Annotated in this window: 20 protein-coding genes; 9 read left to right on the forward strand and 11 right to left on the reverse strand. The window is 74.1% G+C overall.

What is annotated here, in order from left to right; genetic code table 11:
• The first annotated feature begins 47 nt into the window (after window positions 1–47).
• The 8 genes from J2S41_RS21555 to J2S41_RS21590 all read left to right on the forward strand — a co-directional run bounded on the left by J2S41_RS21555 (window position 48) and on the right by J2S41_RS21590 (window position 7,998).
• On the forward strand, window positions 48–1,070 hold the full coding sequence (locus tag J2S41_RS21555; protein WP_310369903.1) for a WxL protein peptidoglycan domain-containing protein: 1,023 nt from the start codon (window positions 48–50) through the stop codon (window positions 1,068–1,070).
• Window positions 1,067–2,602, forward strand: a complete 1,536-nt coding sequence (locus J2S41_RS21560; RefSeq protein ID WP_310369905.1) for a TIGR03773 family transporter-associated surface protein — start codon at window positions 1,067–1,069, stop codon at window positions 2,600–2,602. Before J2S41_RS21555 ends, J2S41_RS21560 begins: the two co-directional genes overlap by 4 nt.
• 68 nt (window positions 2,603–2,670) lie before the next feature.
• Complete coding sequence (locus tag J2S41_RS21565) at window positions 2,671–3,321, forward strand: choice-of-anchor M domain-containing protein (protein ID WP_310369907.1); 651 nt, start codon at window positions 2,671–2,673, stop codon at window positions 3,319–3,321.
• Window positions 3,318–3,935 carry a choice-of-anchor M domain-containing protein gene (locus J2S41_RS21570; protein ID WP_310369909.1) on the forward strand — a complete coding sequence of 206 codons (618 nt, stop codon included), beginning with the start codon at window positions 3,318–3,320 and terminating at the stop codon, window positions 3,933–3,935. Before J2S41_RS21565 ends, J2S41_RS21570 begins: the two co-directional genes overlap by 4 nt.
• 66 nt (window positions 3,936–4,001) lie before the next feature.
• Window positions 4,002–5,534 carry an anchored repeat ABC transporter, substrate-binding protein gene (locus J2S41_RS21575; protein ID WP_310369910.1) on the forward strand — a complete coding sequence of 511 codons (1,533 nt, stop codon included), beginning with the start codon at window positions 4,002–4,004 and terminating at the stop codon, window positions 5,532–5,534.
• A gap of 11 nt (window positions 5,535–5,545) precedes the next feature.
• Entirely contained in the window at window positions 5,546–6,430 is an 885-nt protein-coding gene (locus J2S41_RS21580) for a choice-of-anchor M domain-containing protein (protein ID WP_310369911.1), read from the forward strand.
• A 29-nt stretch (window positions 6,431–6,459) separates the two neighbouring features.
• A complete protein-coding gene (locus J2S41_RS21585) occupies window positions 6,460–7,140 on the forward strand; it encodes an anchored repeat-type ABC transporter ATP-binding subunit (protein WP_310376445.1) in 681 nt (226 codons plus the stop codon).
• Window positions 7,141–7,998 (forward strand): anchored repeat-type ABC transporter permease subunit, encoded by an 858-nt coding sequence (locus J2S41_RS21590; RefSeq protein ID WP_310369912.1) that lies wholly within the window; start codon window positions 7,141–7,143, stop codon window positions 7,996–7,998.
• A 25-nt stretch (window positions 7,999–8,023) separates the two neighbouring features.
• Here the strand turns inward: J2S41_RS21590 and J2S41_RS21595 are convergent, their stop codons facing one another.
• The 7 genes from J2S41_RS21595 to J2S41_RS21625 all read right to left on the reverse strand — a co-directional run bounded on the left by J2S41_RS21595 (window position 8,024) and on the right by J2S41_RS21625 (window position 15,326).
• Entirely contained in the window at window positions 8,024–8,695 is a 672-nt protein-coding gene (locus J2S41_RS21595) for a magnesium transporter MgtE N-terminal domain-containing protein (RefSeq protein WP_310369913.1), read from the reverse strand.
• A 263-nt stretch (window positions 8,696–8,958) separates the two neighbouring features.
• Window positions 8,959–10,578: a ricin-type beta-trefoil lectin domain protein gene (locus J2S41_RS21600; RefSeq protein WP_310369914.1), complete on the reverse strand. Its 1,620-nt coding sequence runs from the start codon at window positions 10,576–10,578 to the stop codon at window positions 8,959–8,961.
• 78 nt (window positions 10,579–10,656) lie between these two features.
• The gene (locus J2S41_RS21605) at window positions 10,657–11,217 is read right to left on the reverse strand and encodes a GTP-binding protein (RefSeq protein WP_310369916.1); all 561 of its coding nucleotides are present in this window, start codon (window positions 11,215–11,217) and stop codon (window positions 10,657–10,659) included.
• An 18-nt stretch (window positions 11,218–11,235) separates the two neighbouring features.
• Window positions 11,236–11,601: a DUF742 domain-containing protein gene (locus J2S41_RS21610; RefSeq protein ID WP_310369918.1), complete on the reverse strand. Its 366-nt coding sequence runs from the start codon at window positions 11,599–11,601 to the stop codon at window positions 11,236–11,238.
• Window positions 11,601–12,005: a roadblock/LC7 domain-containing protein gene (locus J2S41_RS21615; RefSeq protein WP_310369920.1), complete on the reverse strand. Its 405-nt coding sequence runs from the start codon at window positions 12,003–12,005 to the stop codon at window positions 11,601–11,603. Before J2S41_RS21615 ends, J2S41_RS21610 begins: the two co-directional genes overlap by 1 nt.
• Window positions 12,005–14,449, reverse strand: a complete 2,445-nt coding sequence (locus J2S41_RS21620; RefSeq protein ID WP_310369922.1) for a sensor histidine kinase — start codon at window positions 14,447–14,449, stop codon at window positions 12,005–12,007. The genes J2S41_RS21615 and J2S41_RS21620 overlap by 1 nt, the downstream gene beginning before the upstream one ends.
• A gap of 187 nt (window positions 14,450–14,636) precedes the next feature.
• Window positions 14,637–15,326 carry a TetR/AcrR family transcriptional regulator gene (locus tag J2S41_RS21625; RefSeq protein ID WP_310369924.1) on the reverse strand — a complete coding sequence of 230 codons (690 nt, stop codon included), beginning with the start codon at window positions 15,324–15,326 and terminating at the stop codon, window positions 14,637–14,639.
• Between the two features lie 83 nt (window positions 15,327–15,409).
• On the opposite strand from J2S41_RS21625, the gene J2S41_RS21630 reads away from it, so the two are divergent.
• On the forward strand, window positions 15,410–16,093 hold the full coding sequence (locus J2S41_RS21630; RefSeq protein WP_310369927.1) for a DUF4386 domain-containing protein: 684 nt from the start codon (window positions 15,410–15,412) through the stop codon (window positions 16,091–16,093).
• Between the two features lie 111 nt (window positions 16,094–16,204).
• On the opposite strand, the gene J2S41_RS21635 is transcribed toward J2S41_RS21630, so the two are convergent.
• Genes J2S41_RS21635 through J2S41_RS21650 form a run of 4 tightly spaced genes read right to left on the reverse strand, consistent with a single transcriptional unit; the run spans window position 16,205 to window position 20,383 of the window.
• The gene (locus J2S41_RS21635) at window positions 16,205–18,025 is read right to left on the reverse strand and encodes a glycosyltransferase family 39 protein (protein ID WP_310369929.1); all 1,821 of its coding nucleotides are present in this window, start codon (window positions 18,023–18,025) and stop codon (window positions 16,205–16,207) included.
• 58 nt (window positions 18,026–18,083) lie between these two features.
• Window positions 18,084–18,563, reverse strand: coding sequence for a VOC family protein (locus J2S41_RS21640; RefSeq protein ID WP_310369931.1), 480 nt, complete (start codon window positions 18,561–18,563; stop codon window positions 18,084–18,086).
• Window positions 18,564–18,614: 51 nt separating this feature from the next.
• Window positions 18,615–19,712, reverse strand: coding sequence for a Gfo/Idh/MocA family protein (locus J2S41_RS21645; RefSeq protein ID WP_310369933.1), 1,098 nt, complete (start codon window positions 19,710–19,712; stop codon window positions 18,615–18,617).
• On the reverse strand, window positions 19,682–20,383 hold the full coding sequence (locus J2S41_RS21650; RefSeq protein ID WP_310369935.1) for a ThuA domain-containing protein: 702 nt from the start codon (window positions 20,381–20,383) through the stop codon (window positions 19,682–19,684). Before J2S41_RS21650 ends, J2S41_RS21645 begins: the two co-directional genes overlap by 31 nt.
• Between the last annotated feature and the right edge of the window lie 23 nt (window positions 20,384–20,406).

Here is a 20,406-nt window from a genome sequence, read left to right on the forward strand (position 1 = left end):
CCCCACCCTCGGCCGCCGCCTCGCCACCCCCGCGGAACGGACACCCGATGCACAGGCTCGTCGGCCTGCTGATCACGCCGCTGCTGGCCACGGCTCCCGTGCCGGCGCCCCCGGCGCCCTCGCCCTCCCCGATCACCTGGTCCGTGGCGCCGTCCGGGCCGGCCGGACCGGACGGGCGGACCGCGCTGGACTACAAGCTGGACCCGGGCGCCACGCTCACCGACCACGTGGTGGTCACCAACCACTCGCGGCGGACGCTCACGCTGCGCGTCTACGCCACCGACGCGTTCACCACGCCGGAGGGCGGCTTCGACCTGCTGCCCGCTGACCGCGCGCCGGCCGGCGCCGGCGCCTGGCTGACCCCGGAGCGGGAGACGGTCGTGCTGCCGTCGGCCTCGCGCGTGGTGGTGCCGGTGACGGTCGCGGTGCCGGCGAACGCGACGCCCGGTGACCACGTCGGCGGCGTCGTGGCGTCGCTGACCGGGTCCGCCACCGGGCCGGACGGGTCCGCGGTCGCCGTGGACCACCGGGTCGGCACGCGCGTGCACCTGCGGGTGACCGGCGCGCTGCGGCCCGAGTTGAGTCTGCGCGACGCGCGGGTCGAGCGGCACGTGCCGTGGAACCCGCTGCGCCTGCCCACGCTGACCGCCACGGTCACGGTCGCGAACACCGGCAACGTGCGGCTGGCGGGCGCGGCCTCGGTGCGTACCCCCGGATCGGTCTTCGCCGGCCCGGGCCTGCCGCAGGTGCTGCCGGGCGGCGAGGTCCGCGCGACCGTGCGCACCGGCGGCGTGTGGCCGCTGTTCCGGGTGCCGGTGGAGATCGCGGTGGCGCCCGTGGCGGTGGACGGGCAGCCGCTCGATCCACGGCCGGCACCGGCGGTCGTGCGTACCGCGGTCTGGCTGGTGCCCTGGTCCCAACTGGCCGTGCTCGGCGCGCTGCTGCTGCTGACCACCGCCGCGCTGCTGGCCCGGCGCCGGCGGCGACGGCGGCTGGCCGCCGCGCTCGCGGCGGCCGAACGGCGCGGCCGTGACCTCGCCCTCTCATCCCCGAAGGAGTCGAATCCGTGAGAGCTCTCCGGGTGGCCGCCGCGACGGCCGCCGCCCTGACCACGCTGGTGACGACCGCCGCGCCCGGACTGGCCGCGCCGCCCGCCGTCCCGGCGGACGGCGCCGATCTGATCGCCGTCACCGACGACGGCGGTGGCGGGCTGTCCCTGCGGTTCCGCGACGCGGCCGGGACGGTGCGCGATCCCGCGGGCCTGCGGCTCGGGCCGGACGGCGGGCTGGCCACGACCGTGCCGGACGATCCGGCGTACGCGTTCCTCGGCGCGCCCGGCCGCGCGGTCTGGTCGCTGTCCGCGGGCGGCTCGCGGTTCCCCGCGATCGACACCACGGGGGCACCGGGCCCGCTCTCGCTCCGACTGGACAGTGTGGACGGTCCGGGCGGTTTCGCGGCCTACACGGTGTCGGGGTGGGGGCGGCCGGCCGTGCTGGTGGACAGCGACGGCCCGGCGACCGCCGCGCTGCCCGCGGGCGCGCGGCTGACGAACGTGGCGTGGACGTTCGACACGCCCGGCGTCTACCGGCTCGGCTTCACGGTCTCCGGCGAGCCCGCGGCGGGTTCGGCCTCGGCGGTCTACACGGTGGAGGTTCCGGAGATCGTCCCGGCGGAGCCCGGCACCGCGACTGCGGCGCCGGGTGGGCAGGTCCGGGCACAGGTGCTGCCACCGGTCCAGCCGCAGGTGCGGGTGCAGCCGCGGGCCGCACCGCAGGCGCCGGCACAGGCGCCGGCCGCGCAGGCCCGGACCGCCGCCACGCCCGCCGTCACGACCGCCGCGCCCACCGCCGGCCGGGTGATCAGCGACGGGCACGTGGACATGGGGCCCACGCTGGAGAACGGCGCCTGGCGGATCAGGCTCAAGGACGACGCCGCGAACCCGCCCGCCTGGCTGGAGCTCTCCGACGTGGTGCTCAGGGTGACCGACAAAGCGAAAATCCCGGTGCCGGCCGGCACCGGCTACGCGTTCCTCGGCCGCGAGGGCGCGCAGGTCCACCTGCTGCCGCAGACCCAGCAGGCCGGCATCGTCTGGCCCGGATGGAACACCCAGCACTCCACCGTCACGTCCGGCGTGACCGGCGACGTGACGTGGACGCTGAAGGGCGTCGAGGGTCCCGGCACGTTCGCACTGTTCCTGACCGGCTCGTTCGGCACGCCGCAGGTGCTGTTCGACTCCGCGAAGCCGATGCCGCAGAAGCTCGCCGTCCCGCTCAACACGCACGCGCACGGCAACTGGGCGTTCACCGCGCCCGGGCTCTACCGGCTCGCCGTGGAGATGTCCGCGACCACGAAGGCCGGCGCCGCGGTCTCGGACACCCGCACGCTGACCATCGCGGTCGGCGACGCCACCGACCCGGGCGCCGGGAACACCGGCGGCGGCGGCACGAGCGCACCCGCGCCGAGCGGCGGCGGCCTGCCGCTCACCGGCGCGAACGTGCTGCTCATCGCGGCCGTCGGCGCGATCCTGGTGGTGGCCGGCGCCGGTGCGGTCCTGATCGGACGCCGCCGGACCGTGACCCAGGACACGCTTCCCCGCAGTTAATGAAAACGATTATCGTTTGGCCCGAGCCCGTCCATCGGGGACGGGCCACCATCCGAAGGAGACAGTCCGTGCGACACTCCCTCCGCCTGCTGGCCGGGACCGGCGCGGTCGTGGCCGCGCTGGCCGCGACCGCGGGCCCGGCGCAGGCGTCCCCCGCGCCGGCCGTGCTGAGCACCGGCCACGTCGACGCGATCGACGTGGCGTTCGAGGACGGCGCGCTCGAGCTCGCGATCCACGACGGGACCACCGACACCGAGTTCGCGCCCGCCGACGCCGTGCTGCTGGTCAAGCCCGCGGCGAAGACCGCGGTGCCGGACGACCCGGCCTACGCGTTCCTCGGCCCGGCCGGCGCGCCGGTCTGGGTGCTCCCCCAGGTGCAGAACCCCGACCTGCTGTACGCGGGCCTCTCCGCCGCGGAGGTGGAGCCGGGCGTCCTCGCGGCCGACACCGTGCGGATCAACCTGCTCGCCGTCCGCGGCCCGGGCGACATCGCCGTCTTCACGCAGGACGCGGTCGGCACCCCGGCCGTGCTCGCGGACGACACCGACGGCCTGCCGGACACGCTGACCCTCCAGGCCGGGCAGCACGAGCACGCCAACTGGGCGTTCGACCGCGCGGGCACGTACCGGCTGACCGTCACCGCCTCCGCCGAACTGGCCGCGACCGGCGAGACCGTCACGTCCGACCCGGCCGTCTTCACGTTCACGGTGCGGCGATGAGCGGCCGGCTGCTCGCCGCCGCGCTGACCGCGGCCGTCGCCGGCACGCTGCTGGCCTCGCCGGCCCAGGCCGCGCCGGTCACGCTCACCGCCGGGCACGTCGACGTGCTCGACGTCGACTACGCCGGCGGCGCGCTCACGCTGGATCTGCGGGACGGCACCGGAAGCACGCCGGTCGACCGGGCACCGGCCGAGGTGACGCTCGCGGTGCCGGCCGCCGCGAAGACCACGGTCCCGAGCGGGTCCGCGTGGTCGTTCCTCGGCACGCCGGGCAGCACGGTCTGGGTGCTGCCGCAGTCGCAGAACCCGAGCCTGCTCTTCGCGGGCTGGGACACCACCGGCGCCACCGGCGTCTCGTCGCTGACGTTCCGGCTCACCGGCGTCAGCGGGCCGGGCCGGTTCAGCGTCTACACGACCGGCTCGTTCGGCACCCCGGCGAAGCTGTTCGACTCCGGTGACGGGCTGCCGGACAGCCTGGCCGTGGCGGCCGGCACGCACGCGCACGCGAACTGGGCGTTCGGCGCGGCCGGCACCTACGCCGTGACGTTCGAGGTGACCGGCGCCGGCGTGCCCGGCACCGCGACCGCCACCTACACGTTCGCGGTCTCGCACTGACCGGGTCGCGGCCCGCTCCACCGGAACTGGAGCGGGCCGCGACGACCACCAGCGTACGGAGAGCGGATGAGAACGACGATCGCGGCCGTCGCGGCGCTCGCGGCGGGCGCGCTGAGCGCGTGCGCGGCGCCGCCCGCGTTCACCGGCGACGAGGACCGGGTGCAGGTGGTCACCACCACCGGCATCCTCGCGGACCTGGTCCGCAACGTCGGCGGCGACCGCGTGCTGGTCGACTCGCTGGTGCCGGACGACGCGGACCCGCACGGCTACGAGCCGACGCTGCGCGACGTGCGCAACACCGTCTACGCGGACGTGGCGTTCAGCAACTACCTGATGCTCGAACCGGCCGCCGTGATCAAGGCGCTGGACGCGAACCTGCGCGACGGCGTCCCGAACATCTCGCTGGCCGAGGGCGCCACGAAGTACGCCGCCGAGATCATCCCGCTGGTGGAGAACGTCTCGCTCGACACGATCTGGCTGGGCCTGCGCGCCCGCGGCACGGGCGCGGAGTACGGCGTCACCCGCTCCTCGGACGTGCGGCTCACCGCCACCCGCGCGGACGGGCCCGGCCGCCTCCTCGCCTACCTGACCGGTTCGTTCGGCGCCCCCGAGATCGTCTTCGACTCCGCGGAACGGCAGGGCACGGTCGTGTTGCCCGCCGACGCGCACACGCACATGAGCTGGGCGTTCACCGAGCCGGGCGTGTACCGGCTGACGGTGCGCGCGGACCTGGCGATCGCGGCCGACTCCGGCACCGTGCCGCTGGGCGAGAACACGTTCACGTTCGCGGTCGGCGTCGACCCGCACAGCGTGCCCGGCATGGCCGGCGCGGACGTGCTCGGCCACGGGCACGCGGACCTCACCGCGGACATCGACACCGGCGAGCTGTACCTCTACGCGGACCCGCACGAGGGCGGCGCGGCGCACCAGCACCGGTACGACCCGGCGCGCACCGTGATCGAGGTGCCGGCCAAGGCGTACCAGGAGATCCCGGGCGGCACCGCGTTCCGCTTCCTCGGCCGCGCCGGCGAGCGCGTCTACCAGCTGCCGCAGGCGGTGCTCGGCCGGCACGTGCACGGCGAGATCGACCCGCACCTGTGGCAGGACGTGGGCAACGCGATGGCGTACACCGAGCTGATCCGGGACACCCTGATCGGCGCGGACCCGGCCGGGACCGGCACCTACCGCCAGAACGCGGACCGCTACCTGCGCGAGCTGACCGCGCTCGACGCCTACCTCGCCGGGACGATCGCGTCGATCCCGGCGTCCCGGCGGTACCTGGTCACCACGCACGACGCGTTCGCCTACCTGGCCGCGGCGTACGGCATCCCGGTCGCCGGATTCGTCACGCCCAACCCGGCGACCGAACCGAGCCTCGCGGACCGCCGCAAGCTCACCGAGACGCTGCGGACGCTGCGCATCCCGGCCGTGTTCCTGGAGCCGAACCTGCGCGCCCGCTCGTCCACGCTGACCGAGGTCGCGCGCGAACAGGGCGTGGCGGTCTGCGACATCTACGGCGACGCGTTCGACGACCGGATCACCACGTACCTGGCGATGATGCGCTTCAACGCGGACTCGCTCCACCGCTGTCTCTCCTAGAAGGAACCGCCGTGTTGACACTCGTGAGCCGCGTCCTGCTGGCCGCCGCGCTGGCCGTACCGTCGCCGGACGGCCTCTCCCAGAGCCTCGACCCACGCCAGGAGCAGGCCACCGGGCCCGCCGTGCTGGAGGCCGGGCACGTCGACGTGGGACCGCGCTACCGCGACGGCGCGTGGACGGTCCAGATCCACGACGACGAGCGGGTCCCGCCGGTGTGGCGCAGCCCGGACGACGCGGTCATCCGGGTGCGCGACGCCGCGCGGCAGGCGATCCCGGACGACCCGGCGTACCGGTTCCTGGGCGAGGCGCCGGGCACGTCCGTGCACGTGCTGCCGCAGACGCAGCAGGAGGGCGTGGTGTGGCTCGGCTGGAACACCCAGGACCCGGGCGTGCTGGAGCACGCCGGGCGCGGCGTCACGATGAACCTGCGCGGCGTGCACGGGCCCGGCCGGCTGACCGTGTTCCTCCAGTCGGGCACGCTCGGCGCGCCGCAGGTGCTGTGGAGCACGGACACCGCGTACCCGCAGGCGCTCTGGGTCGACCGGAATACGCACACGCACGCGAACTGGGTGTTCGGCCGGCCCGGCGTCTACCTGGTCGCGCTGGACGTGACCGCGGAGCTGGCCGGCGGCGGCACCGCGACCGCCAGTGCCACGCTGCGCTTCGCGGTCGGCGACGCGACCGACCCCGACCAGGCCCGCGCCGCCGCGCTCACGCTGCCGCCGGCCTCGCCGTCACCGGCCGCCGCCGCGGTCGCCGGGGGCGACGCCGTGCCCGGATGGCTCGCCGTCCTGCTCGGGCTCGCCGCGGTGCTGCTGGTCGCGCTGCTGATCGGCGTGGCCGTGCGCGGCGCCGCCGTCCGCCGCCGCGCCGAACGCGAGCGGGGTGCAGCGTGAGCCCGGTGCTGGAGCTGTCCGGGGTGACGGTGCGGCTGGGCGGCCGCGTCGCGCTGGAGGACGTCACCATGAGCGTCGCCGGCGGCGAGTTCGCCGCGCTGCTCGGCCCGAACGGCGCCGGCAAGACCACGCTGCTGCGCGCCGCGCTCGGCCTGCTGCCGCTGGCCGGTGGCCGGACCACGATCACCAATCCGGGGTACGTACCGCAGCGGCACGAGTTCGCCTGGGACTTCCCCGCCTCCGTGCAGGACGTGGTGCTCAGCGGCCTGGTCCGGCGGATCGGCCTGTTCCGCCGCCCGCGCGTGGCGCACTGGACCGCGGTCTGGGACGCGCTCGACCGGGTGCGGCTCGCCGACCTGCGCACCCGGCCGGTCGGCGAGCTCTCCGGCGGGCAGCGGCAGCGCGTGCTGGTCGCCCGCGCGCTGGCGCTGGACCCGGCCGTGCTGCTGCTGGACGAGCCGTTCACCGGCCTGGACATGCCCTCCCAGGAGGTGCTGACCGAGCTGTTCACCACGATCGCGCGGGAACGGGCGGTGCTGATGGCCACGCACGACCTGGCCGCCGCGGCGTACACCTGCGATCGGCTCATTCTCATCAACCGCACCGTGGTGGCCGCGGCTCCCCCGGGGGACTTGCGCGACCGCGAGGTGTGGATGCGCGCGTTCCAGGTCGGCGCGGAGAGTCACCTGCTCAAGGCGCTGGGGGTCTGAATGTCGCCGCTGGACTTCCTCGCCGACCTGGTCAACCCCGACCTGGCGTTCCTGCCGAAGGCGCTGGCGATCGCGGTCATGTCGGCGATCATGTGCGGCGTGGTCGGCTGCTACGTGGTGCTGCGCGGCATGGCGTTCATCGGCGACGCGGTGGCGCACGCGGTGTTCCCCGGCCTGGCCGTGGCATTCCTGTTCTCCGGCAGCCTGGTGCTCGGCGGCATCACGGCCGGCGTGCTCACCGCGCTGCTCGTCGCGCTCTTCTCGCAGAACCGGCGGGTCCGCGAGGACTCGGTCATCGGCGTCTTCTTCGTGGCCGCGTTCGCGCTCGGCATCGTGATCATCTCGCGCGCGCCCGGGTACGCCGGTTCGCTGCAACAGTTCCTGTTCGGCTCGATCACCGGCATCCCGGACCGGGACCTGCTCGTGGTCGGCGGCACCGGCCTGTTCCTGCTGCTCGCGGTCGCGCTGCTGCACAAGGAGTTCGTCGCGGTGACGCTGGACCGGGAGATGGCCCGCGCGCTCGGCCTGCGCGTGCTCCCGCTCGACCTGACGCTCTACGTGCTGGTCACGCTGGCGGTGGTGATGGCGGTGCAGACCATCGGCAACATCCTGGTGCTCGCGCTGCTGGTCACGCCCGCGGCCACGGCCCGCCTGCTCACCGACCGGCTGGCCGCGATGATGGTGCTGGCGCCGGCGATCGGCGCCGGATCCGCGGTGGTGGGCCTCTACCTGTCCTGGTCCTGGGATCTGCCGGTGGGCGGCACCGTCGTGCTGGTGCTGACCGCGGCCTTCCTGCTCGCCTTCCTGCTGGCGCCGCGCCACGGCGCGCTCACCCGGCTGGCCCGGGCCCGCCTCTAGGACGGGCCCGGATGCCGGCGACGGCTCAGCGGAACAGGCCGACCAGCGCCTTCTTCAGCGTGCCGTCGTGCCGGTCGCCGGCCCAGAGCGCGGTGTCCAGCGATCGGCCCTCGCGGCGCGCCTGCGCGCAGTACGCCCGCACGTCGTCCGCGGCCGGCACGTCCGTGATGGCCAGCGCCGCGTGCGCCCGGTGGTGGTAGGCGGCCTCCTCCGCGTCCCGGACCGCGACCCGGCCGTCGTCGCCGTGCCGCGGCGCGATCGCCACCCGGCGGCCGAACAGCGGCACCAGCAGCACGCCGGCCGGCCCTGAGTGCGGGATCAGGACCTCGGTGTTCGCCCGGGCCAGCGCGTCGGCCACCGCGCGCTCGTAGTGCGGCGCGACCGCGGCCTGCGCCTGCCGGGGGTCCATCTTCGAGAGCACGTCCGGCTGCACCTCGGTCGGCAGCGAGCCGTAGAGCGCGCTGGACACCGGACCGGGCAGCCGGTCGACGATCGCGACCAGCTTCTCCTCCGGCAGCACGCGCAGCACCCCGACCGCCACCTCCTGGGGGAGCTTCCCGGCCACGCCGATCAGCTGCGCGTCGGACAGCATCCCGATGACCCGGTCGCGGTAGTCACCGCTCATCGCGGGCAACAGCCGCGCCAGATCCGCCGGGGTCAGCTCCGCCACGACCACCGGCAGGCGGTCGGGCGGCATCCCTTTCATCAACGTCACGCCGTTCGCCGGCGGCGAGTTTCGGATCATGACTATCAGCTGGGTAACGGGCATCATCCCGCCCATCAGCATGGTGGTCTCCCTGGTGGTCGCCCGGCCTGAGACAGGCCGTGGATGACCTGCTTACCGACTGCTCAGGACTGGATAGCACGACCGGGAACCGAACGCCATCGCCGAACGGTGCGGTTCGGCACACTGTTCGCCTCGGCGGTGGCGGCCCGGCGCACCCGGGCCGCCACGCTGTGTCACCTCTTGACGGTCCAGGACTGCTTGGCGTGGTGGACGCACCACCAGATGACGACCGGCAGCCCGGCCTCGCTCTCGTTCAGGTCCAGGCAGTAGTTGCTGTCCAGTCCGGTGTAGAGGGTGTTGTCGGCGATCGTCCACTGCTGTGCGGCCGTGCCGTTGCAGACCGCGGTCTGCACCTTCACGTTGTTGTCCACCTTGGCCCACGCCACGTCCAGGCAGAGGCCGGTCTTGAACGAGCGGACCGTGCCGTCGGAGCGGACGTCCCAGCGCTGTCCCGCGTTGGACGTCGGGTTGCACTCCGTAACCGTCATGATCACGCCGTCCGTGGCCGCGCCGGCGTCGACGCACTTCTTCGTCTTCGAGTTCTGGATCTGCTGCCCGGGCAGTGGCGGCGGCGCCGGCGCCGGCGCGTTCGTCGCGCCCTGCGTCGCGGCCGGCGGGGCCGCCTTGGCCGGCGTGCCCGGCGTCGGGCTGGGCGTCGCGGACGGCGTCGCGGACGGGCCGGCACTGCCGCTCGCGGACGGGGAGCCGGTGCCCGGCGTCGGCGCCACCGGCGTGCCCAGCCGCGAGTCCAGCCGGTAGTACTCGGTGTAGTCGGTGACCCTGCCCAGAAACGCGCGGGTCATCGCGTCCGGCAGGCCACCGGCCCGGCGCACCGTGTCCGGGCCGGCGTGGAACGCGGCCAGCGCCGTCGCGTACGGGTCGCCGCCGAGCCCGTCCAACTCCTCGGTCAGCGCGCACAGCACGGTGCCGAACGTCGGGATCGCGGAGCCGGGCTCCCATACGGAGGCGCCGGGCGGCGCGTACTCCGACCACACGTCCATCCGGAACTGCGCGACGCCCTGCCGCCCCGCCTCACCGATCTTGCGCGCGTCGAACCCGGACGCGGCCATCAGCTCCGCCGCCACCGCGGCCGGCGTCACCTCGGGGCAGACCCGGCCGGCCTCGGCGACGAACGGCACGTACTCGTCCGGCAGCGGCTGCGCGTCCGGCGTGTCGCCCGCCACGGCTGCCACCACCTCGGTCGCCCCGGCGGCGCCGAACTGCGGCAGGTCCTCGTAGTAGGCCGCGTAACCGGCGGACTCGTCGACGTACTGCCGCGCCTCCTCCGGGACGCCACCGGCCGCCGTCACCGCGGGCACGCCCGACCGGTACGCGGCCAGCGCCAGCCGCCACGGGTCGCCGGTCACCCCGGCCAGCCGCAGCTCACCGCTGAGGCCGCACATCTGGTGGGCGAGCGCGAGCGTGCTGGCGGTGGTGTCGGTGCGCGGCGCGCCGGCCCACGGCGCCCACTTCTTCCAGTCCTCGTCGTCCTGGCCGGCGATGCCGGAGCCGCCCGAGACCGTACCGCTGGCGGAGGTGTTCAGCCCCGACTCGGCCATCATCTGGCCGGCCAGCCGGGCCGAGCTGAGCATCGGGCAGGAGTGTGCCGCGCTCAGGACCGCGGCCAGTTGGACGTCCGACACCGGCTTGCCGGTGATCTTCTGATCGTCCGCCCGGGCCATGTCCCAGCCGAGGACCGCCGCCGTGAGAACGACGATCGCGAGAGCGGTACTCAGGGCCGCGGTGCCCCGCCCGGTACCGGTCCTCGGCAATCGGAGGCTGATGTTCGGCACTACTCACACCCTTCTACGCGCCGGAAGTCGGCTCTGAAACGAGATCCGGCGCGCGAAGGTTCACCACCAGACACGCCCTTAGACGCGGGTACTCGCCGGGAGGCGGGTCATCGCGTGCTTGACCAGCGCGATCAGCGCCTGCTTGCTGGACTGGCGATCGCGGGCGTCGCACCAGACCAGCGGCACGCCCTGGGTCAGCTTGAGCGCCTCGCGGATCTCGTCCTCGGTGTACGGGCACTCACCGAAGAACATGTTCACCGCGGCCACGAACGGGATGCGCCGCCGCTCGAAGTAGTCGATCGCGGGGAAGCTGGCGTCCAGCCGCCGCGTGTCGACCAGCACGATCGCGCCGATCGCCCCGACCGCCAGCTCGTCCCAGATGAACCAGAAGCGGTCCTGGCCCGGCGTGCCGAACAGGTAGAGCACCACGTCGGAGTTGACGGTGATCCGGCCGAAGTCGAGCGCGACCGTGGTCTTGTTCTTGCTCTCGATGCCGGTCAGGTCGTCCACGCCCTCACTCGGCGCGGTCAGCACCTCCTCCGTGGTCAGCGGCGCGATCTCGCTGACCGAGCCGACGAGCGTGGTCTTGCCGGTGCCGAACCCGCCCGCGACCACCACCTTGGCTGATGTGCGATTCACGAAGTGGAGTCCTTTGAACTAGAGGCGCTGAAGCCGGTCGAGGATGGTTTCCAGGAGCCGGTAGTCGGTCACGGTGCGCTCCGCCGGATCGCCGAGCGCCAGGAAGCCGCGCTCGAGCAGCACGTCCACCAGCAGCTTCACCACGGTGAGCTGCTTGTTGAGGTACGCGGCGAGCTCGGCGACGGAGATCCAGCCGGTGCAGCAGGCGATGATCTCCCGGTACTCCGGCTCCAGCGCGGACGTGTCCACCGGCAGCGCGGTCACCTGGGTGGCCAGGTTCAGACTGGTGTTGCGCGGCGTGGTCCGCCCGTTGACCAGCATGTAGAGCGGGACCAGCCGGCCACCGGGCTCGCCGTCGTCTCCGTACCAGGTCTCGTCCGGCATTAGGCGGCGCCCTGGGGTACGCGGAGGGTCGTGCCGAGGTACTGACCGATGCGGGTGACCAGGCGGCCCATCTCGTAGGCGACCGTGCCCATGTCCACGTCCTGGCCGCACAGCACCGCGAGGCGCGCGTGCGGACCGGCCGCCGCCACGAACAGGGTGTGGCCCTGGTACTCCACGATCACCTGACCGACCGGCCCGCTCTCGAACCGCCGCCCGGTCCCGGCCGCCACGCTGTGCAGCGAGGACGCGCCGGCCGCGAGCAGCTCCGCGGCGTCCTGCTGGAGCGCGGTGGACTTCTGGATGATCAGGCCGTCCGCGCTCAGAACCACCGCGTGGAGCACGTCGGGGACCGCCACCAGCTCGTCGAGCATCCAGGTGAGATCGTTCTGCGATGTCGGGTCCATCAGGCTTTCCTGTCTCCGTCGGTACGAGGTCCGTCCCCCTCGGCGGAGCGACCGGCCTTCCAGCCTCGCTGGTACTGCGAGAGGCGGGAACGGGCCTGCTCCGGCGAGCGGGTGGTATCCGGTGCCTGCGGCTCGGCCACCGGGCCCGGAGGCTCCTCGCGCAGCTGCTGCGCGAGGTGCTCCTGCGGGCGGCGGACCGGCAGCGGCGGGCGGGACGCGGCCCGGGGCGTCGGCGGTGCGTGCGTGGGTGCGATCGTCTGACCTCCTACGGCGGGGATCCCGTCCTTGATCGCCGGCATCTCGGCGGTCGGGTACGAGTCGTCCATCGGCGGTTCCGCCACGGCCACCGGGGCCGCCGTGGTCGCGGGGGTCTGCGGCGCCGGTGCCGCGGCGGGCTCGGGCGCGCGGCGCGGCACGGCCGGCGGCACGGCCGCGGGCGGGGTCATCCGCTCGCGGGTGGCCGGCGGCGTGGCGGCCGCGTCCGGTGCGGTCAGGATCAGGCGGGTGGGCAACAGCACGATCGCCATCAGGCCGCCGTACGCGCTGGTGCGCAGCGAGACCTGGATGCCGCCGCGCTTGGCCAGCTCCGCGACGACCCAGAGACCGACCTGGGCGCCGTCACGCAGCGCGGTCACGTCGGGCGTGGGCGCGTCCGCGAGCATCGCGTTCGCCTTCTGCAGCGCGTCGTGCGGCATGCCGACGCCGGCGTCCTCGATCTCGATGACCACGCCGTGGCTGGCCTGGCCGCAGCTGATGAAGACCTCGGACTCCGGCGGCGAGAACGTCAGCGCGTTGTCCAGCAGCTCGGCCAGCAGGTGCGTGGTGCCGGCGACCGCGGCCGCGGCCAGCGACAGGTCCGGCGTGTTGCGCAGCGTGACCCGGCGGTACTTCTGCGTCTCCGCGATCGCGCCGAGCAGCACGCGGCGCAGCGGCACCGGCCGGTGGAACCGGCGGCCGATCTGCCCACCGGCGAGGATGACCAGGTTCTCCAGGAAGCGACGGGTCTGCGCGAGCTGGTGGTTGACGTCGAACAGCTCCGCGAGCACCTCCTCGTCGCCGAGCTTGTTCTGCAGCTCCTCGATGGTGCGCAGGCCGCGTTGCAGCGGGCGCTGCGGGCGGCGGGCGACGCCCATCAGCATCGCGGTACCGGCGGCACGGGTGGCGGCCTCGTCGACGGCCGCGCCGACCGCCGCGTTCAGCGACCGGTTCAGCACGTCCGCGAGCCGGCCGATCTCGTCCTGGCCGTAGTCGCGGCTGGCCAGCTCCACGTGCGTGTCGATCTTCTCCCGGCGGCGCAGCCGCTCCATCATCTCCGGAAGTCGCTTGTCGACCATCGTGGCCGCGTCCCGGCCGAGCTGCTCCAGGCGCACCGACAGCGCGCGGTCGACCAGGATGCGGGACTGGCGGACGGCCCAGACGATCGCGGCGACCGCGACCAGGATCGCGGCGAGGCTCACCAGCAGCGCGGTGATCAGCGTGGTGTTGGCGTCGCCGAGCGTGCGCGCGGAGACCGCGTCGGCCTGGGTGATCGAGAGGTCGAGCAGCCCGTCCGAGACCTGGGTGGTGACCGCGTCCCACGCGGCGGCGTCCACGCGCAGCCCGGGCGGCACGGTGTCGCCCCACGGCCCGGCCGCGATCAGCTCGTTCTCCGCGGCGATCAGGCGGGACCAGGCGTCGCTCTTGAGCAGTGCGTCGTACCGCTCCTTGGCGGCCGGCTCCAGGCTCTCGGCCGCCTCGTCCAGCTCGCCGTGGTACGCACCGAGCAGGCCGACGAACTCGCGGTGCTCCTCCGGCGTCAGCGACCGCGCACCGTACGCGCTGGAGATGATCGAGCCGGACCGGGACATCAGGTCGGAGACGCGGAACGTCTCGGTGGCCGTGATGCCGCCGAGCGCGCCGTCCTTGGCCGGCACCACCCGGGCCTGCTCGTCGAAGAGTGCGGTGGCCGCGTCCAGAATGCCGTCGTAGTAGTCGGTGACCTTGTCCCGCGACGTGGCCCGGTAGTCGATCGCGCTGCGCTGCTGCGGCAGCTGGTCCAGCCGGGCGACCAGGTCGTCCCACCGGGTGGTGATCGAGCGAGGCGCGATCGCCAGCGCGGTGTCGGCACTGGTCCGCATCTCCGCCAGCGCGGCGTCGGTGCGGGCGCGCTGCTCCTGGAGGTCCGGCGCGGCGGCGCCGTCGGCCTGCGCGGCGAAGTCGATGCTCAGCCGCCGTTCCCGCTGCACGTTGGCCAGCGCGGTGGCAGCCGGGATGGAGACCTCGCGCACGCTGGTGGCGACCGCGCGGGCGTAGTAGCCGTTGAAGACGAGGTATCCGGCGCCGGCCAGGGCCAGGACCAGCGCCACGACGCTGGGGATGAGGACGAGCCGGATGACCCGCCGGCTGATCGACTGCTGTCGTCCGCCCTTCGCCTGAGCGGCTCTGGTGTCGGGTCGCTTGGTCACGATGCTTCGAGGTTCCTAGCCGGGTGCGGGCATGCGGGCATGCGGGCGAAGAAAGCTGACAGCCCTCCCCATCCGCCGACCGGCCACACAGGATCGCCGGGCCCGGTCGACGAGGGCGATTCGCCGACCCTACCGAAGACGCCCGGTTTGCACCACCCTGAGTGGACGCCCAACGGTCCACAAGAGACTATCGCTGAGCTGCGGCGGCGCGTTCCAGACCGTCCAGGAGCAGGGCAAGCGTGAATTCGAACTCAGTCTGCGAGTCACACCATCCGAGGACCGGGTCGGCCGCGTCGTGCAGCTCGGCCGCGACCATCGCGGTCAGGTGCGGCAGCCGCTCCGCCATCGCGGCGAGATCCGCCTCGGCCGCGTCCACGTCCGCGGCACCGCCGGCCGCCTCCGGCCGGAACAGCTCCTGGGTGAACCCGAGCGCCATCGTCCCGAACGCGTGCACGGCCCGGTGCGCCAGCCGGTGCGACAGTCCCGCGCCGGTCATCGTCCCCACGATGCCGTCGTAATAGGCGAACAGCCGCGGCGGTACGGTCGTGCGCGCGCCGAGCAGCGCCGGCGCCCACGGGTGGCGCAGCACCACCACGCGCGCGGCCAGGAACGTCCGGCGCAGCCGCTCCTTCCAGCCGGTGGCGTCGTCCACCACGTCCGCGGCCGCGGCCTGGATCTCCGCGATCAGCGCGTCGGCCACGCCGTCGAGCAGCGCCTCCTTGCCGGGCAGATGATGGTAGAGCGACATCGCCTCGACGCCCAGTTCCGCGCCGAGCCGGCGCATGGTCAGCGCCTTCAGCCCCTCCACGTCCGCCACCCGCGTGGCGGCGGCCAGCACCCGGTCCCGGGTCAGCGGCGGGCGTTCCTCCGTGGTCATGGCTTCCCACCCTTGCATCCACCCGCTACCTTACAACGTAAGGCGTCCATTCCTCAGGACCTCGGACTCGCAGGAGCCGCCACATGCGCGCCACCGCCCGTCTCACCGGCCTCTTCTACCTCGCCCTCGCCGTCGCCGGCGCCCTCGGATACCTCACCGTCCGCCCGATGCTCTTCGCCGCCGGCGACCCGGCCGGCACGCTCGCCAACCTGACCACGCAGCCCGGGCTGGCCCGCGCCGGCATCGCGCTGGAACTCTTCCTCGTGCTCGCCCAGTCGCTGTGCGCGGTCTGGTTCTACCGGCTGTTCCGCCCCGTCGACCCGTTCGCCGCCGCCTGCATCGCCGCGTTCGGCCTGATCAACGGCATCGCCGTGCTCGGCAGCGCCGCCGCACTCGGCACCGCGTACCAGATCGCCGCCGACCCGTTCGACGGCGCCGCCGGCGCCGTCCAGCTGCTCTACCTGCTCGGCGACAACCTGTGGACGGCCGGCTCGATCTTCTTCGGCCTGTGGCTGATCCCGATGGGCGTGTGCGTCCTCCGCGCGGGCGGGATGCCCCGCGCACTCGGCTGGCTGCTCATCGCGGGCGGGCCGCTCTACGTGGCAAGCGCGTTCACGCCATACCTGCTCCCCGGCACCCCACTGGTCGACGACCTGCTCGCCATACCCGCCTCCATCGGCGAGATCTGGATGGTCCTCTACCTGCTCATCCTCGGCCCCCGCGGCATCCGCACCCCCACCCCGACACCCGCCCCAGCCCTCACCTGACCTCCCCCCCTGGCGTCGATCTAGGCCGGATTCGCGCGAACGGAGATCAACGCGCTGGAACCCGACCTAGATCGACGCCACATGGTGGGCGGGCGCGCGGGGGGGGGGTGGTCACTCGCGGGGGGTGGTGACGCCGAGGCAGGTGTCGGCGGCGGCGGTGGCGGGGGTCGGCGTCCCGGGGGGTGGCGGGGGCGTGGTGGTGGCGGGGCGCAGGATGACCGTGTAGAGGGCGCCGATGCCGAACTTGTCGGGGCCGGAGACCGTGCCGAAGTCGGTCAGTGCGGCGGCGATCTTCGCCTCGCCGGGGGTGCCTCCGGCCTGCATGCCGGCGTAGACCAGCAGGCGGGAGTAGCCGCGCGCGGTGTCGGCGAGCGGGGTGGCCTTGGCGTCCTTGCATCCGGTCCAGAGGACGTTGACCGGGGCGAGGGTGGTGGCGCCGGCGTACCACTTGATCGCGGGCCAGGCGGACGGGGTGACCAGGAGGAGATCGCCGTCCTGGCGTGCGGCGGCGATGGCGGCGACGGCGGAACGGTCGTCGACGCCGTTGGTGAGCGGGGCCGGGCGGGCGGTGGCGACCGCGGCGGGGGCCAGCGCGAGCACGGCCACGGCGGTGAGCAGGGCGGCGCCGGCGGCGGCCACGAGGGTACGGACCGCGACCGCCGGGCTCCGCAGCGCGCTCAGGGAGCGGAGCCGTGTGCCCAGGGAGCGGACCAGCGTGGCCACGATCAGATCGGTGGCGATGCCGACGGCGATGAACAGCGGTGGCAGCAGTTGAATGGCGAACCTGCCGTAGAGCGGTACCGCGTGGACCGCGGCCGCCGCGAACGCGGTGACCACGGGGGCGGCCAGGATCACCCCGAGGGCCCACCGTGGCGCGCTCCGCCACCCGGGTGCCGCCACCGCACCGGTGTGCGGCTCCGACGGCCCGGCGGCTTCCGCTCCGGACGCGGGCGCGTCACCGGAGGGCGACGGGTCACCGGGAGAAGCGTCGCCCGAGGACGCCGAAGCCCCGGCCGGCTCACCGGAGCCGGCGGGGGCGGGGGTGAGGGAGGCGCGGCGCGGGAGGAGCAGGGCGGCGAGCACGCCGGCCCCGGCCAGGAGCCAGAAGGCGGCGCCGAGCGTTCCCGGTACGCCGATCGGGTCGCCGGCCAGGGTGAACGGGCGGCGGATCAGCCATCGGACCGTGGGCACCAGGCCCTCCGGCGGGAAGCCGAGCCGGGCGTTGAGCGCGGCCAGCGCGGTGTCGCCGATCGCGAACCGCAGCGCCAGCACGTAGTGCACGCCGATCGACAGAATCCAGAGCGCGACGCCGGCCGCGTGCCGACGCACCGTCGCCACCGGACCGGCATCGCGGACCGCCACGATCAGCATGACCAGCGCGATCCCCGGCATCACCATGATGGCCGCGGTGCTGAACAGCCCGCTGATCGCCGCCGCGCCCCAGAAGGCCAGCGGGCCGGTCCAGCGCGACGGGGGTTCCGCGGCCGGGCGGCGGATCGCGGCGATCGCCAGGAACAGCAGCAGGAGCACGGTGAACGCGTCCGCGGAGTACTGCTTGAGCTCGGTGGCGTAGCGCATCAGCGAGCCGTTCACCGCGAGCAGCGTGACCAGCGCGAGCGTTCCGGCCGGGCCGAGCAGGCGGCGGCCGGCGTAGTAGGCCAGCACCAGCGTGCCGATGCCGAACAGCAGCGGGATGAGCCGCAGCGCGCGCTCACCGTCGCCCAGGATCAGCAGGACCACGCGCTCGGACCAGAGCCACCCGATCGGCGCGCTCTGGTCGTGAGCGAGGTCGGTCGCGAGACCCGCGAAGCCGCGGTCCCGGATGTTTATAGCGATCATCTGCTCGTCGAGCCAGAGCGGCCGGTCGGCGAACCACCGGGCCACTCGGGCGGCCGAGCCCAGAATGACGACGAGAAGAGCCAGTATGCGCACGATCGGCAGATGATAGCCCCGGTCGATCGTGATCGGGCGGGCGGGCGCCGGGTGCGGTTCAGCCCGCGCGCAGCACCGCGTCGAGCGTGGTGAACACGGCGTCGTCGCCGCCCTCCCACGGCGGCGCCGGGTCGGGCTGACCGGGCGCCGGGGACCACAGCCACCACAGGTCGCCCCACGGGTCGCGCATGCGGGCCAGCGTCGTCTCGCCGTAGAACGGGATCGGCTCGGTGACCACGACGGCGCCGCGCGCCACCGCCCGGGCCAGCACCTCGGCCGCGTCCCGCACCCACACCTGCAACAGGCCGGGGCGGGCCGGCCAGCCGTCCAGCCGGTCGACCATCATGAGGTCGACGGTGCCGAGCCGCACCTGCGCGTGGATGAGTTTGCCGTCCGGCATCGGCGTCCGCGCCGCCACGGTCTCGGTCACCCCGAAGACCTCGCAGACGAACTCGATCAGCCCGGCCGCGTCGTCGACGATCACGAACGGGTTCAGAGCGGCGGCGCCGTCCGGCGCCACCAGCATGGTGTCGGTCATGCCCCCACCCTGTACCGCTCAGCGGTCAACCACTGACCGCTGAGCGGCCGGTCAGCGGCGCCAGGTCTCCGCGGGCGTGAGCGGGACCGGGGACGGGCGCTCGGCCGTGGTGGTCAGCGGGATGCGCCGGCCCTCCGCGGCGGAGCGGAGCAGCGCGGTCATCGCCTCCAGCACGTGCAGCGCGAGCGCTCCCCCGGCGCGCGGCTCCGCGGCACCGGTGGTGATCATGTCGAGCAGGCCGATGCCGCGCCCGGCGTCCACGTAGCCGGCCGACGGGGGCAGCACCCGCCAGGCGTCGCCACCCAGCGGGAACACCCGGACGTCGCCGTCGAACATGTTCGGGTCCGGTACGGCCAGCGTGCCGGACTCGCCGTGCACCTCGATCGGGGCGGCGCTGGTCCGTACCCCGTCGAAGCTCGTGGTGATCGTGGAGAGCGCGCCGCCGGTGTGCTCCAGGACGCCGGTGACGTGCGTGTCCACGCCGACCGGGATGCGCTCGCCGGCGCGCGCGCCGGACCCGATGGTGCGCTCGCCGCGCAGTCGCGCGCCCGCGCCGGTCACCGCGCGGATCGGGCCGAGCAGCTGGACCAGCGCGGACACGTAGTACGGCCCCATGTCCAGCAGCGGGCCGCCGCCGGGCGCGTAGTAGAAGTCCGGGTTGGGGTGCCAGCGCTCGTGGCCCGGCGTCACCATCACGGCCAGTGCGGACAGCGGGCGGCCGATGCTCCCGGCGTCGATCGCGGCGCGCGCGGTCTGGATGCCGGTGCCGAGCACGGTGTCCGGCGCGCAGCCGATCCGCACGCCCGCCCGCGCGGCGTGCTCGACCAGCGGGCCGGCCTCCTCGAAGGTGGCCGCCAGCGGCTTCTCCCCGTACACCCCCTTCCGCTCGGTCATCGCGCGCAGCGCGATCTCGGCGTGCGCGGCCGGGATCGTCAGGTTGAGCACGGTGTCCACGTCCGGGCTGCCGAGCAGTTCGTCCACGGTCAGCGCGCGGGCGCCGGGCACGCGGGCGGCGATCGCGGCGGCCCGCTCGGCGTCCAGGTCCGCGATCGCGGCGACCCGGACCGCGGGGTGGCCGGCCAGCGTCTCCAGGTATGCGCCGGAGATGTAGCCCGCGCCTATGATGCCGATGCCGTGCGGGTCGCCCACACCATGCCCCTCTCCACGATGGTCCGTACGCTCGGGTGTTCCAGCACGTCCAGGCTGTGCCCGGGGGTCGACACGGCGATCCGGCCGGCGCCCCAGCGGCGGGTCCACACGGCCGGCGAGGTGACCGGCCGGTGCCACGGATGCCACGGCGGCGCCGGGTGCGTGGTGGTCGCCAGCACGTCGTTGAGGTCGTCGTGCAGCACCCAGTACTGCTCCGTGGTCAGTGTGAAGTCGTCCAGCCCGGTGGTGATCGGGTGTGCCGCGCCGAGCGCGGTGAACTCGACCGTGTACGGCAGGAAGTTGTCCTCCGGCCCGCCGGCGCACGCGCCCGGCTCCTTGCTCGGATGCGTGGCGAACTGCCCGCCGACCAGTTGCAGATAGTCCGACGACGCCCGGAACGAGTCCGCGATGCCGCCGTGCCACCCGGTGAACCCGGTGCCGGCCGCGACCGCGTCCCGCAGCCCGCGCACCGCGTCGCCGCCGATCTCCGACATGGTCACGCACTGCACGATCAGATCGGTGCGCGCCATCTCCGCCGCGTCCGCGTAGATCCCCGGATCGCCGCTGACCCGTACGTCGTAGCCGTTGTCCTTCAGGAACGGCAGGAACAGCTCGGTCGCCTCGACCGGCCGATGTCCCTCCCACCCGCCTCGCACCACCAGTGCCCTCATCCATCCATCATCCCGCATGGATC

Origin of the sequence: Catenuloplanes atrovinosus (assembly GCF_031458235.1) — a bacterium.
Classification (GTDB): domain Bacteria; phylum Actinomycetota; class Actinomycetes; order Mycobacteriales; family Micromonosporaceae; genus Catenuloplanes; species Catenuloplanes atrovinosus.

What these genes read in the sequence shown, in the direction of transcription:
- J2S41_RS21555 (WP_310369903.1), top strand. Translation starts at nt 48, where the DNA reads ATGCACAGGCTCGTCGGCCTGCTGATCACGCCGCTGCTGGCCACGGCT.
- J2S41_RS21570 (WP_310369909.1), top strand. Translation starts at nt 3,318, where the DNA reads ATGAGCGGCCGGCTGCTCGCCGCCGCGCTGACCGCGGCCGTCGCCGGC.
- J2S41_RS21575 (WP_310369910.1), top strand. Translation starts at nt 4,002, where the DNA reads ATGAGAACGACGATCGCGGCCGTCGCGGCGCTCGCGGCGGGCGCGCTG.
- J2S41_RS21590 (WP_310369912.1), top strand. Translation starts at nt 7,141, where the DNA reads ATGTCGCCGCTGGACTTCCTCGCCGACCTGGTCAACCCCGACCTGGCG.
- J2S41_RS21595 (WP_310369913.1), bottom strand. Translation starts at nt 8,695, where the DNA reads ATGCCGCCCGACCGCCTGCCGGTGGTCGTGGCGGAGCTGACCCCGGCG.
- J2S41_RS21610 (WP_310369918.1), bottom strand. Translation starts at nt 11,601, where the DNA reads ATGCCGGACGAGACCTGGTACGGAGACGACGGCGAGCCCGGTGGCCGG.
- J2S41_RS21615 (WP_310369920.1), bottom strand. Translation starts at nt 12,005, where the DNA reads ATGGACCCGACATCGCAGAACGATCTCACCTGGATGCTCGACGAGCTG.
- J2S41_RS21625 (WP_310369924.1), bottom strand. Translation starts at nt 15,326, where the DNA reads ATGACCACGGAGGAACGCCCGCCGCTGACCCGGGACCGGGTGCTGGCC.
- J2S41_RS21630 (WP_310369927.1), top strand. Translation starts at nt 15,410, where the DNA reads ATGCGCGCCACCGCCCGTCTCACCGGCCTCTTCTACCTCGCCCTCGCC.
- J2S41_RS21640 (WP_310369931.1), bottom strand. Translation starts at nt 18,563, where the DNA reads ATGACCGACACCATGCTGGTGGCGCCGGACGGCGCCGCCGCTCTGAAC.
- J2S41_RS21650 (WP_310369935.1), bottom strand. Translation starts at nt 20,383, where the DNA reads ATGAGGGCACTGGTGGTGCGAGGCGGGTGGGAGGGACATCGGCCGGTC.